10 protein-coding genes are annotated in these 13,371 nt (G+C 63.5%); 1 reads left to right on the top strand and 9 read right to left on the bottom strand.

Going from position 1 to position 13,371, the window contains the following annotated elements; all coding sequences use genetic code 11:
• On the top strand, nucleotides 1–1,419 hold a 1,419-nt coding region (locus tag Q0C59_RS14790), incomplete at its 5' end, for a hydantoinase B/oxoprolinase family protein (protein WP_291216722.1).
• 6 nt (nucleotides 1,420–1,425) lie between these two features.
• Here the strand turns inward: Q0C59_RS14790 and lapB are convergent.
• From lapB to gyrA, 9 genes are all read right to left on the bottom strand, one after another.
• On the bottom strand, nucleotides 1,426–2,571 hold the full coding sequence (gene lapB, locus Q0C59_RS14785) for a lipopolysaccharide assembly protein LapB (RefSeq protein WP_291216720.1): 1,146 nt from the start codon (nucleotides 2,569–2,571) through the stop codon (nucleotides 1,426–1,428).
• On the bottom strand, nucleotides 2,561–2,866 hold the full coding sequence (locus Q0C59_RS14780; protein WP_291216718.1) for a lipopolysaccharide assembly protein LapA domain-containing protein: 306 nt from the start codon (nucleotides 2,864–2,866) through the stop codon (nucleotides 2,561–2,563). Before Q0C59_RS14780 ends, lapB begins: the two co-directional genes overlap by 11 nt.
• Before the next feature lie 59 nt (nucleotides 2,867–2,925).
• The gene (locus Q0C59_RS14775; RefSeq protein ID WP_069048798.1) at nucleotides 2,926–3,246 is read right to left on the bottom strand and encodes an integration host factor subunit beta; all 321 of its coding nucleotides are present in this window, start codon (nucleotides 3,244–3,246) and stop codon (nucleotides 2,926–2,928) included.
• Nucleotides 3,247–3,338: 92 nt separating this feature from the next.
• Entirely contained in the window at nucleotides 3,339–5,021 is a 1,683-nt protein-coding gene (gene rpsA / locus Q0C59_RS14770) for a 30S ribosomal protein S1 (protein WP_291216717.1), read from the bottom strand.
• A gap of 185 nt (nucleotides 5,022–5,206) precedes the next feature.
• Nucleotides 5,207–7,225 (bottom strand): bifunctional 3-phosphoshikimate 1-carboxyvinyltransferase/cytidylate kinase, encoded by a 2,019-nt coding sequence (locus Q0C59_RS14765; RefSeq protein WP_291216716.1) that lies wholly within the window; start codon nucleotides 7,223–7,225, stop codon nucleotides 5,207–5,209.
• Nucleotides 7,226–7,258: 33 nt separating this feature from the next.
• A complete protein-coding gene (locus Q0C59_RS14760; RefSeq protein WP_291216714.1) occupies nucleotides 7,259–8,137 on the bottom strand; it encodes a prephenate dehydrogenase/arogenate dehydrogenase family protein in 879 nt (292 codons plus the stop codon).
• Between the two features lie 90 nt (nucleotides 8,138–8,227).
• On the bottom strand, nucleotides 8,228–9,325 hold the full coding sequence (gene pheA, locus Q0C59_RS14755) for a prephenate dehydratase (RefSeq protein ID WP_291216712.1): 1,098 nt from the start codon (nucleotides 9,323–9,325) through the stop codon (nucleotides 8,228–8,230).
• A gap of 24 nt (nucleotides 9,326–9,349) precedes the next feature.
• A complete protein-coding gene (serC, locus tag Q0C59_RS14750; RefSeq protein ID WP_291216711.1) occupies nucleotides 9,350–10,456 on the bottom strand; it encodes a 3-phosphoserine/phosphohydroxythreonine transaminase in 1,107 nt (368 codons plus the stop codon).
• Nucleotides 10,456–13,095 (bottom strand): DNA gyrase subunit A, encoded by a 2,640-nt coding sequence (gyrA, locus tag Q0C59_RS14745; RefSeq protein ID WP_291216709.1) that lies wholly within the window; start codon nucleotides 13,093–13,095, stop codon nucleotides 10,456–10,458. Before gyrA ends, serC begins: the two co-directional genes overlap by 1 nt.
• Nucleotides 13,096–13,371: the final 276 nt, after the last annotated feature.

Raw genomic sequence — 13,371 nt, 5'->3', positions numbered from 1 at the left:
CGGCTCGACTTCTCATGCGCGTTGTTCGACGCCCAGGGCAACCTGATCGCCAACGCGCCGCACATGCCGGTGCACCTGGGTTCCATGGGCGAGAGCATCAAGACCGTCATCCGCGAGAACGCTGGAAAGATGCAGCCGGGTGATGTGTACGCGCTCAACGACCCGTACCACGGAGGCACGCATCTGCCCGACGTCACTGTGATCACGCCGGTGTACCTCGGCGGAGAACCCACGTTTTACGTGGGTTCTCGCGGCCACCACGCTGACATCGGCGGCACCACGCCGGGCTCCATGCCGCCGTTCTCCACGCGCATTGAAGAAGAGGGCGTGCAGATCAACAACGTGAAACTGGTGGACCGTGGCGTGCTGCGCGAGGCCGAGATGGTGGCGCTCCTGCAAAGCGGCGAATTCCCGTCCAGAAATCCGCAGCAGAACATGGCTGATCTCAAGGCGCAGATCGCGGCCAACGAAAAGGGCGTGCAGGAATTGCGCAAGATGGTCGAGCAGTTCGGTCTGGACGTGGTGCAGGCCTACATGCGGCATGTGCAGGACAACGCAGAAGAGTCGGTGCGTCGCGTGATCACGCGCTTGAAGGACGGCGCGTTCACCCTGCCGCTGGACAACGGTGCGCAGATCCAGGTCGCGGTGCGGGTGAATGCCGCACAGCGCAGCGCGGAGATCGATTTCACCGGCACCTCCGCCCAGCAGCTCAACAACTTCAATGCGCCCACGGCGGTTTGCATGGCTGCTGTGCTCTATGTGTTTCGCACGCTGGTGGACGACGACATTCCGCTCAACGCGGGCTGCCTGAAGCCGCTCAAGGTCATCATTCCGCCGGGCTCCATGCTCAACCCCAACCCGCCGGCTTCGGTGGTGGCGGGGAATGTTGAGACGTCCAGTTGCATCACCAATGCCTTGTACGGCGCCCTGGGTGTGATGGCGGCGAGCCAGTGCACCATGAACAACTTCACCTTCGGCAACGCGAAGCACCAGTACTACGAGACGATCTCGGGCGGCAGTGGGGCGGGCGAGGGTTTTGACGGCACGAGCGTGGTGCAGACCCACATGACCAACTCGCGCCTGACCGACCCCGAGGTGCTGGAGTTCCGTTTCCCGGTGCGGCTGGAGAGTTACGAAATCCGCCAAGGCTCGGGCGGCGCCGGCCGCTGGCGCGGTGGGCACGGCGGTGTGCGGCGCGTGCGGTTCCTCGAAGACATGACGGCGAGCATCCTGTCCAACGGCCGCCTGCATGGTGCCTTCGGTATGGCCGGTGGGCAGGCCGGGGAAGTCGGCATCAACCGCGTGGTGCGATCAGATGGCTCCGTCGAAGCGCTGGGCCACATCGGCCAGTCCGAGATGAAGCCTGGCGACATCTTCGAGATCCACACCCCGGGTGGTGGGGGTTACGGAAAGGTCTGAGGCGCTCTACAGCTCTTCAACCCGGCGAGCGGGGTAGCTGTCCCAGGCCTGGCAGCCGGGGCACTGCCAGAAGTGCTGGCGCGCCTCGAAGCCACAGGCCGCGCAACGGTATCGCTTGAGCGGGCCGCTGGCTTGCTCCAGGGACCGTTGCACCTGAACCTGGGCGACCTCGCTGGACAGCGTTTCGCCCGCCAGCCACTTTGCCGTGATGACCAGCGACGGTTCGCGTTCGAGGTGGTTGAGGTAGCGGTTGCGCGTGGCTTCAGGTTCGCCGCACAAACTCGCCAGTGCTTCGGTGATGTCGATCGATGGTGCGCGCTCCTGGCTCGCTTCCAATACCGCCACCGCTTCGGCTTGTCTTCCCGTTTGCCGTGCGAGATCGGCCAGCGCGCTCGCTGCCAGCGGCAATCCCTGGGGCGCATGCTGGTTCAGGCGCAGCAGGGCATCGAAGGCGCCGACTCTGTCACCGCTCTGCGCCTTGTGGGTGGACAGCGCCATCCACCCGCGAGAGAGTTGCGGCGCGTGTTGCACGGCCTCTTCAAGAAGGCGCAGTGCTTGCGCACTGTCGCCACCCCGCTGCGCAATGTCGGCCTCTTCGCACAGGTAGTGAGCCAGTCGGGTGGCGAAACTGCCTTGTTCTGCGGCTTCCAGTCGTTGGGCGATCACTTTGGCCTGTGGCCAGTCGCGCGAGCGTTCATAAATGCCCAGCAACGCCAGCAAGGCCTCGCCTTCGAACGCCGAGCCCTTGAGTTTGTTGAGCGCAGCTTCGGCGCGGTCGAGCAGGCCGGCCTTCAAAAAGTCCAGCGCCAGGGCGTGCTGTGCCCGGTCGCGGTCCTTGCTGCTGAGGTCGGCGCGCGAGAGCAGGTGCTCGTGCACACGCACAGCGCGGTCGTAGTCGCCGCGGCGGCGAAACAGGTTGCCCAGCGCAAAGTGCAGTTCGGCCGTGTCGGGGTCGCCCTGCACGGCTTCGATGAAGGCGTCGATCGCCTGGTCCTGCTGCTCGTTGAGCAAGTGGTTCAGGCCACGGAAGTAGGCCTTGGGCGCCTGGCGGCTTTCCATGCGCCACTGGCGAAGGTCCAGGCGGGAAGCGCCCCAGCCCGCCGCAAACGCCAGGGGCAAGCCCCAGAGCAGCCAGGTGAAATCAAAGTCCATGGCGGCGATCGCTGGGGTCGGGGAATAGGGTGGAGTCCGCGTCAAACGACGTGTTGGCTGCAGCCGCCGACGCGGCGCGGCGTCGCGATCGTTTGGCGCGCAGCCATAGCGGCAGCATGACCAGCACGCCGAGAAACACGCCCAGCACGAGGGCGACCAGGATGACCAGCACCAGCGGCGCTTGCCAACTGGCGCCAAAGAACAGGTTGAGCGTGACGCTGTCCTGGTTGTTCAGCGCGAAGGCGAACAACACAAAAAAAATGGCTGCGTTGAGCAGCCACATCAGGTATTTCAAATCGTCCCCTTTGTGGTGGGGCGATTGTAGCGATCAGGTCGCTGCCGGGGCAGCGACCGTCACGTCGGTTTCTTCGGCTCCAGCCCGAGAATTTCGGCCGTCCTGGCGTCCACCTGTTCGCGCAGGGCCTTGCCCGGCTTGAAGTGCGGCACGCGCTTCTCGGGAATCATCACGCTCTCGCCGGAACGCGGGTTGCGACCCACGCGCGGCGATCGGCGATTGACCGAAAAACTGCCAAAACCACGGATCTCGATCCGGTGGCCTTTGACCAATGCGTCGCCCATGGCGTCGAGGATGGCCTTGACGGCGAACTCGGCGTCGCGGTGGGTCAGCTGGCCAAATCGGCTGGCCAACGCTTCAACGAGGTCGCTGCGGGTCATGTGTTCGGGTTTGGACTTGGGCATTCAAGGACCGGCGCCTGGTCAGCGCACCGCGGTGAGGCGGATGACTGACCAAACGCCGGCGATGGTGCTCAGCCGTTGTTGTCCAGCTTGGCGCGCAGCAGGGCACCCAGGCTGGTGGTGCCGGCGCTTTCGCGCGAGGACTGCTGGCTCAGGCTCGCCATGGCTTCCTGCTGGTCAGCGGCATCCTTGGCCTTGATGGACAACTGGATGTTGCGCGTCTTGCGGTCGATGTTCACCACCACGGTGGTCACTTCGTCGCCTTCCTTCAGCATGTTGCGTGCGTCTTCCACACGGTCACGGCTGATTTCGCTGGCGCGCAGGTAGCCCAGCACGTCTTCACCCAGGTCGATCTCGGCACCCTTGGCGTCCACAGTCTTGACCTTGCCGGTCACGATCGAACCCTTGTCGTTCACCGCCGCGAAGGTGGTGAATGGGTCGCCGTCGAGCTGCTTGATGCCCAGGGAGATGCGCTCGCGCTCCACGTCGATGGCCAGCACGATCGCTTCGACTTCCTGGCCCTTTTTGTAGTTGCGAACGGCGGCTTCGCCGGTTTCGTTCCACGACAGGTCGGACAGGTGAACCAGACCGTCGATGCCGGCGGCCAGACCCACGAACACGCCGAAGTCGGTGATCGACTTGATCGGGCCCTTGACACGGTCACCGCGCTTGGTCTGCTCGGCAAACTCGTGCCATGGGTTGGCGCGGCACTGCTTCATGCCCAGGGAGATGCGGCGCTTGTCTTCGTCGATGTCGAGCACCATGACTTCGACTTCGTCGCCCAGCGACACCAGCTTGGAAGGGGCCACGTTCTTGTTGGTCCAGTCCATTTCAGACACGTGCACCAGACCTTCGATGCCTGGCTCGAGTTCCACGAACGCGCCGTAGTCGGCGATGTTGGTGATCTTGCCGAACATGCGGGTGCTTTGCGGGTAGCGACGGGCCACACCCATCCAGGGGTCATCGCCCATCTGCTTCAGGCCCAGCGAGACGCGGTGCTTCTCGGTGTCGAACTTCAGGATCTTGGCGGTGATTTCCTGGCCAGCCTGCACCACCTCGCTTGGGTGACGCACGCGACGCCATGCCATGTCGGTGATGTGCAACAGGCCGTCGATGCCGCCGAGGTCCACGAACGCACCGTATTCAGTGATGTTTTTCACCACGCCGTGAACGATGGCGCCTTCTTTCAGGGTGTCCATCAGCTTGGCGCGCTCTTCGCCCATGGAGGCTTCCACCACGGCACGGCGGCTCAGCACCACGTTGTTGCGCTTGCGGTCGAGCTTGATGACCTTGAATTCCAGGGTCTTGTTCTCGTACGGGCTGAGGTCCTTGGTCGGACGGCTGTCGACCAGCGAGCCTGGCAGGAAGGCGCTGATGCCGTTGACCATGACCTTGAGGCCGCCCTTGACCTTGCTGGAAGTCGTGCCGGTGACGAATTCGCCCGACTCGAGTGCTTTCTCCAGGGACATCCACGACGCCAGGCGCTTGGCCTTGTCGCGCGACAGCAGGGTGTCGCCGAAGCCGTTTTCCACGGAGTCGATGGCGACGGAAACGAAATCACCCACCTGCACTTCGAGTTCACCCAGGTCGTTCTTGAATTCGGCCAGCGGCACGTAGGCTTCCGACTTCAGACCAGCGTTGACCACCACGTGGCTGTGTTCGATACGAACGACTTCAGCGGTGATGACTTCGCCCGAGCGCATCTCGGAGCGCTTCAGGGACTCTTCGAACAGGGCGGCAAAAGATTCAGACATTGAAATTCCTAAAACCACTCAGCGTCGGCGCCTTCAACCAATGTGACTCGGTTTGCGCAGGGATCGACGTGTGGGCGGCGTTGACATTGCGGTGCGAAACACCGCGGGGTTGGTTGAAAAGTACCTTCAGGCATGCGGGCTGGGAGCGCCCGGCTGTGCCGTCAGGGCCAAATGTGGAAGCGCGCTCAGTTCCCCGAGAACGCCGTTTTGCCCTGCCACCAGTTCATCACCACCCGCACCGATTGCTCGATGTCCAGTTCGGAGTTGTCCAGTTTCAAGGCATCTTCGGCGGGCTTGAGGGGCGCGTGTGTGCGGGATGAGTCCCTCAGATCACGTTCTCGCAAGTCTGCCAAAAGACTGTCGATGTTAGCAGCAATTCCCTTTGAAATCAATTGCTTATGGCGCCGCTGAGCGCGCTGTTCGGCGGTGGCGGTCAGGAACACCTTCAAAGCCGCGTCCGGGAAGATCACTGTGCCCATGTCGCGCCCGTCGGCCACCAGGCCGGGCAGGCGCCGGAAGCTCTGTTGCAGACCGTGCAGCGCGGTTCGCACCGCCAGGTGTTGCGACACTCGGGACGCCATGCCGCCGGTGGATTCCAGGCGCAGCGGATCGGTGATGTCGCGGCCACCGAGAAACACCTTGTGGTCGCGGAACGCCAGCGGCAGTTGGGCCGCGAGGCGGGCCAGGGCAGGTTCATCGTCAAGCGACACCCCGGCGTCTTTCGCCGCGAGCGCTGTGGCGCGGTAGAGCGCACCGGAGTCGAGCAGGTGGTAGCCCAGGCGTTGAGCCACTTCGGAGGCCAGTGTGCCCTTGCCTGATGCTGTCGGGCCGTCGATGCAGATGACTGGAATGGCGCTGGCCGGCGCGTTGCAGACCTCGAACAAGGTCTCGAAATAGTCCGGAAAAGTCTTGCCCACACATTTCGGGTCTTCAATGCGCACAGGCAAACCCGCCGGGTTGAAGGCGGCGAGCGAGAAGCACATGGCCACCCGGTGGTCGTCGTAGGTGTGGATCGATGCGGGCCGCCAGTGCTTAGGGCTCGCTGGAGGTGTGATTCGGATGAAATCCGCGCCTTCTTCCACCGTGGCGCCGAGCTTGCGGCATTCGTTGGCCATGGCGGCGATGCGGTCGGTTTCCTTCACGCGCCAGCTGGCGATGTTGCGCAGCGTGGTGGTGCCGTCGGCGTAAAGCGCCATCACTGCCAGGGTCATGGCCGCATCGGGAATGTGGTTGCAGTCCAGCTCGATGGCCTTGAGCGGCCAGGCACCTCGCCGGATGTGCAGGCGGTTGGCTTCGCCCGTGATGTCGGCGCCCATGAGCCTGGCGGCTTCAACAAAGCGGATGTCGCCCTGGATGGACGACAAACCAACGCCTTCGATGGTGATGGGCTGGGCACCGGATGCAATGGCACCGAGCGCGATGAAGTAGCTGGCCGACGACGCATCGCCCTCGACCGGTACGCGCCCGGGCGAGCGGTAGCGGCTGCCAGCCGGAATGGTGAAGCGCTGCCAGCCATCGCGTTGCACCTGCACCCCGAAGCGCGCCAGCAGGTTCAGCGTGATCTCGATGTAGGGGCGCGAGATCAGTTCACCGACCACCTCGATGACGATGGCTTGTTGTTGCGCCACCAGCGGCAGCGCCAGCAGCAGGGCCGTGAGGAACTGGCTGGACACGTCGCCCCGCACGCAGATCGGCTGCGCCAATTGCAGTGTCAAAGGTGAGCCTGTGCCGAGCTTGAGTGGTGGATAGCCTTCCTGCCCCAGGCAGTCCACCGCGCAGCCGAGTTGGCGCAAGGCATCCACCAGGTCGCCGATGGGCCGCTCGTGCATGCGCGGCACGCCACTGAGCTCAAAGGCCGCGCCGTGGGTGGATGCGAGCAGGGCCAGGGCCGCGGTGAGCGGGCGCATGGCGGTGCCGGCGTTGCCCAGAAACAGCTGCGCCTGCCGCACGGGGAGCTGACCGCCCAGGCCATGCACGCGCAGGGCGCCATCGGGTTGCGGTTCGATCCGGCAGCCGAGCTGGCGCAGGGCGTTCAGCATCACCTGGGTGTCGTCGGAGTCCAGCAGGTCGGCCACGTCGGTGTGGCCTTCGCTCAGTGAGGCGAGCAACAGCACCCGGTTGGAAATGCTCTTGGAGCCCGGCAGGCGCACGGTGCCGCCAGCACTGGCCAGCGGGGGGAGGTCGAGGAAAGGAATGGAGTACATGCGCGGTGACGCGAGCAAGCCGCCTGCGCGGCCTCAGCCCTGGGGCTTGATGGCGGACATGCGCCAATGGGCGCGGGCACTGCTGGCCTGGTCGATCAAGGCCTCCAGCGCGTCCGGGTTGTCGGCGTTGATAGCGGTTTCCAGCGCATGCAGGGCGCGCTGGAACAGGCGCGACTGCGCCAGAAGTTCTTCGCGGTTGGACATCAGGATGTCCCGCCACACCACAGGGTCGCTGGCGGCAATGCGCGTGAAATCGCGAAAGCCCGGTCCGGCCAGTGAGAGGAAATCGTCGGCCTGCGGCTGGCTGTGGATGCCGTTCATCAAGGCAAACGCCACCAGGTGGGGCAGGTGGCTCACCGCGGCATAAGCGGCGTCGTGCGCCTCGGGCGACATCTGTTTGACATGGCAGCCCAGCGCGGTCCAGACCTTGTGCGCCTTTTCCAGCTGTGCGGTGAGCGTGCGCTCGATCGGCGTGAGGATGACCTGGCGGCCTTTGTACAGATCGGGATCGGCATGGTCGACGCCGGCGAGTTCCTTGCCCGCTATCGGATGTGTGGGCACGAACACGCCCACCTGATCTTTCAGCACGCGGCGCGCCGCGTCGATCACCTCGCGTTTCGTGGAGCCCACGTCCATGATCAGCACATCGCCGCGCACGAGATGCCGGATGGCTTTGAAGGTGGCTTCCGTGGCCGACACCGGCACCGCCAGCAACACCAGATCGGCGCCAGAGACGGCCAGCAGCGCAGAGGGCGCTTCGACATCGATCACGCCGAGCTGGCGTGCGCGTTCGGTGGTCGAAGGTGACTTGCTGTAACCGACCACACGCTTGACCAGACCGGCGCGCTTGAGTGCCAGCGCAAACGAGCCGCCCATCATTCCGCAGCCGATCAATCCCAGTTGTTCAAACATAAGCTTCCAGCATGAGTGCCGCAGGGCCGCCCCAAGGCACGAAGGCCCCCTCGGGGGGCAGCGCATTACACGAAGTGACAAGCGTGCGGGTCATTCCGTCACCGGGTATGCGCCCAGCACCTTGTAGAAAGCGCACAGACCCTGGAGCTCTTGCAGTGCGGCAGCCACGTGAGGCTGCGATGGATGACCAGCGATGTCGATATAGAAGTAGTACTCCCACTGTCCCGACTTGGCAGGGCGCGATTCGAAGCGCGTCATCGACACGCCGTTGTTCTTGAGCGGCACCAGCAGGTCGTGTACCGCGCCGGGCCGGTTGGGCACCGACACGACCAGACTCGTGCAGTCGCGTCCCGAGGCGGGCGGCATGGCCAGCGTCTGGGGCAGGGCAATCACGGCAAAGCGCGTGCGGTTGTAGGCCTCGTCCTGGATGGCGTGTGAAACGATGTGCAGTCCGAACTGGGCGGCAGCGCGCTCGCTGGCAATGCCGGCCCACGCGGGGTTGGTGGCCGCCAGACGCGCGCCCTCCGCATTGCTGGACACGGCCCGTTTCTCGGCTTTGGGCAGGTGCTGCGACAACCAGTTCTGGCACTGCGCCAAGGCCTGGGGATGCGCCATCACCACTTCTATGCCATCCAGCGTGTTGAGCTGGCGCAGCAGGTTGTGGCGAATCAACATGCTCACCTCGCCGACCACGTGCACGGGTGAACGCAGGAAGAGATCGAGCGAGCGGGCCACCACGCCCTCGGTGGAGTTCTCCATGCCGACCACGCCGTATTGCGCGGTGCCGGCGGCGGTGGCGTGGAAGACCTCGTCGAAGTCGGCGCAGTAGATCAGGTTGGCCGCGCTGCCGAAGAATTCGATGGCTGCCTGTTCGCAGAAAGTGCCCTGTGGGCCCAGCACGGCCACGCGTTGTGGTGCTTCGAGGGCCAGGCAGGCCGACATGATTTCGCGCCAAATGGAAGCCACATGCTGGTTCAGCAGCGGTCCCTGGTTGGCACCCTGGATCTTTTCGATCACCTGGGCCACGCGGTCGGGTCTGAAGAACGGCGAGCCTTCGTGGCGCTTGATGACGCCGACTTCTTCGGCCACGCGTGCGCGCTGGTTGAGCAACGACAGCAACTGCTGATCGAGCGCATCGATCTGCACGCGCAAGGCCGCGAGGGCGTCGGACTGGGTGGGTTGGGTCATGTCTCTTTGTTCTGGAGCCAAAATTCAGGCCCGTGTTTTTTCAAAGTCACGCATGTAGTTCACCAGCGCCTGCACACCTTCCAGGGGCATGGCGTTGTAAATGCTGGCGCGCATGCCGCCCACAGACTTGTGACCCTTGAGTTGAAGCAGTCCTGCGGCCTTGGCGCCCGCCAGGAAAGCGTCGTTCAAGGCTTCGTCGCGCAGGAAGAACGGAACGTTCATGCGCGAGCGGCAGTCCAGTGCCACCTTGTTCACATACAGCGCAGAGTCATCAATGAAGTCGTACAGCAGTGACGCTTTGGCGATGTTGCGCTGCTCCATCGCCGCCACGCCGCTCAGGGCGCCCTCGGTCTGGCGCTTGAGCCACTGAAACGTGAGGCCCGCCATGTAGATGCTGAAGGTGGGCGGTGTGTTGTACATCGAGCCGTTGGCCGCCACCGTCTTGTAGTCGAAGGCGCTGGGGCAGGCGGGCAGGGCGTGGCCGAGCAGGTCGTCGCGCACGACCACCAGGGTCAGGCCGGCCGGCCCCAGGTTTTTCTGAGCACCGCCAAAGGCCAGGCCCACGCGCGACCAGTCGACCGTGCGCGAGGCCACGTGCGACGAGAAGTCGATCACGAGCGGCGCGTTGCTGCCCAGCGCCTTCAGGTCGGGCAACTCATGAAACTCGATGCCGTGGATCGTTTCGTTGCTGCAGATGTGCACGTAATGGGCGTCTGCGCTGAGCTGCCACGAGCCTGGAGCGGGGAGGGTGGTGTGGTTGGAGTTTGCATTGCTGGCAGCCAACGTTGCCTTGGCATACCGGGCCGCTTCCTTGATGGACTTCTGGCTCCAACTGCCTGTGACGACAAAGTCCACCGGGCCGCCGCGCGAGAGGTTCAACGGAACGATGGCGTTCTCGGCCAGCCCGCCGCCCTGCATGAACAGGATGTGGAAATTTTCGGGGATGGCCAGCAGTTCGCGCAGGTCGCCCTGCGCCGATTCCATGATCTCGCCGAACTCCTTGCCGCGATGGCTCATTTCCATCACGCTCATGCCGCTGCCGTGCCAGTCGAGCATTTCGTCAGCGGCCTGTTGCAGTACCTCGGAAGGCATGGCGGCCGGACCGGCGGAGAAGTTGAACGGGCGCGCCATCACGCCTCAAGACCCGGATCGTCAGCCTCGTTGGGCTCGTCCAGCTCGGGCACGTTGGCGTCGTTTTCAACAATGCGTTGCAGGCCCGAGAGCTCGGCGCCTTCGTCCAGCGCGATCAGCGTGACGCCCTGCGTGGCCCGACCCATCTCGCGGATCTCGGAGACCCGGGTGCGCACCAGCACGCCTTTGTCGGTGATGAGCATGATCTCGTCGTCGGTGTGCACCAGCGTGGCGGCCACAACCTTGCCGTTGCGCTCGCTTTGCTGGATCGCGATCATGCCTTTGGTGCCGCGCCCATGGCGGGTGTATTCAGAAATCGGCGTGCGCTTACCGTATCCGTTGATGGTGGCGGTCAGCACGCTCTGGTGTTCGTCTTCTGCCACCAGCATGGCAATCACGCTCTGCGTCTCTTCGATCATCATGCCGCGCACGCCGCGCGCGTTGCGGCCCATGGGGCGCACGTCGTTTTCGTCAAAGCGCACGGCCTTGCCACCATCGCTGAACAGCATCACGTCGTGCTGGCCATCGGTCAGCGCAGCGCCGATCAGGAAGTCGTTTTCGTCCAGGTCCACCGCGATGATGCCGGCCTTGCGCGGGTTGCTGAATTCGTCCAGTGCGGTTTTCTTGACCGTGCCCATGCTCGTCGCCATGAACACGTAGCGGTCCGACGGGAAGGTGCGCATCTCGCCGGTGAGCGGCAGCACGACGTTGATCTTCTCGCCTTCCTGCAGTGGGAACATGTTGACGATGGGGCGGCCGCGCGATCCGCGCGATCCTGCCGGCACTTCCCACACCTTGAGCCAGTACAGGCGGCCCCGGTTGGAGAAGCACAGGATGTAGTCATGCGTGTTGGCGATGAAGAGCTGGTCGATCCAGTCGTCTTCCTTGGTCGCCGTGGCCTGTTTGCCGCGCCCGCCGCGCTTCTGTGCCCGGTACTCCGAGAGTGGCTGGCTCTTGATGTAGCCGCTGTGACTGAGCGTGACCACCATGTCGGTGGGCGTGATCAGGTCTTCGGTGGCCAGGTCTTGCGCGTTGTGCTCGATCTCGCTGCGGCGAGCGCCCAGCTTGGTCTGACCAAATTCCTGCTTCACGACCACCAGCTCGTCGCCAATGATGGTCGAGACGCGCTCAGGCTTGGAGAGGATGTCGAGCAGATCGTCGATCTCGCCCATCACTTCCTTGTACTCGGCCACGATCTTGTCCTGCTCCAGTCCGGTCAGGCGCTGCAGACGCATCTGCAGGATTTCCTGCGCCTGGGTTTCGGACAGTCGGTACAGACCGTCATTGCCCATGCCAAATGCCTTTTCAAGACCATCAGGGCGGTAGTCGTCGGCATTGATCACGCCGCCGTCGGCGCGTGTGCGAGTGAGCATTTCGCGCACCAGCTGGCTGTCCCAGGGGCGAGCCATCAGCTCGGCTTTGGCCACCGGCGGCGTGGGCGACTCGCGGATGATCTTGATGAAATCGTCGATGTTGGCCAGAGCCACGGCGAGGCCTTCAAGCACATGACCGCGCTCGCGCGCCTTGCGCAGGTTGAACACCGTGCGGCGTGTCACCACTTCGCGGCGGTGTTCCAGAAACACCTGGATCAGGTCTTTCAGGTTGCACAGGCGGGGCTGACCATCGACCAGCGCCACCATGTTGATGCCGAAGGTGTCCTGCAACTGCGTCTGTTTGTACAGATTGTTCAGGACCACCTCGGGCACTTCACCGCGCTTGAGCTCGATCACCAGACGCATGCCCGACTTGTCGGACTCATCCTGGATGTGGCTGATGCCCTCGATCTTCTTTTCGTGAACCAGTTCGGCAATGCGCTCCTGCAGCGTCTTCTTGTTCACCTGGTAGGGCAGCTCGTCCACGATGATGGATTGGCGTTGACCGCGGTCGATGTCCTCAAAGTGGCATTTCGCGCGCATCACCACGCGCCCACGACCGGTCCTGTAGCCATCCTTCACGCCATTGATGCCGTAGATGATGCCGGCCGTAGGGAAGTCGGGCGCCGGGATGATTTCCATCAATTCGTCGATGGACGCTTCCGGGTTCTTCAGCAGGTGCAGGCACGCATCCACCACCTCGTTGAGGTTGTGCGGCGGGATGTTGGTCGCCATGCCCACTGCAATGCCCGATGACCCGTTGACCAGCAGGTTGGGCAGGCGCGAAGGCAGCACCAGGGGCTCTTTTTCGGAGCCGTCGTAGTTGGGCCCGAAGTTGACCGTTTCCTTGTCGATGTCGGCCAGCATCTCGTGCGAGATCTTGGACAAGCGGATTTCGGTGTATCGCATGGCCGCGGCGTTGTCGCCGTCCACCGAGCCGAAGTTGCCCTGACCGTCCACCAACATGTGACGAAGCGAGAAATCCTGCGCCATGCGCACAATCGTGTCGTAGACCGCGCTGTCACCGTGTGGGTGGTACTTGCCGATCACGTCACCGACGATGCGGGCGGACTTTTTGTAGGGCCGGTTCCAGTCGTTGTTGAGTTCGTGCATGGCAAACAGAACGCGCCGGTGTACGGGCTTGAGGCCATCGCGCGCATCAGGAAGTGCTCGCCCGACAATCACGCTCATCGCGTAGTCGAGGTAACTGCGGCGCATTTCCTCTTCAAGACTGATGGGCAGGGTCTCTTTGGCGAACTGTGTCATGAGCTGGGGCTGGAATGCGTCGGGTGGGCCAAAAGGCAACTCGCCATTTTACGGGTCGCACAGAAGTGCATTCGTGAGCATGCTTTGTTGTAACACCACAACGAATGAAGGTGTCGCCGGAATACAGTCGCCGACGCACCCGAGCCGCCGGTCGGCTGTATAGCGCTTGTGGCACAATGAAATCCAGCGTTTTGAGTGGTGGTCACTTCAAGCGTCTTTTTTTGTACGCAGATTGTCTGCGGCTTACCAAGAGGAAAACCATGAAAAAACTCAACA

Source organism: Hydrogenophaga sp., assembly GCF_022844385.1.
Classification (GTDB): Bacteria; Pseudomonadota; Gammaproteobacteria; order Burkholderiales; family Burkholderiaceae_C; genus Hydrogenophaga.
This window is presented reverse-complemented; position numbering and strand designations above follow the sequence as displayed.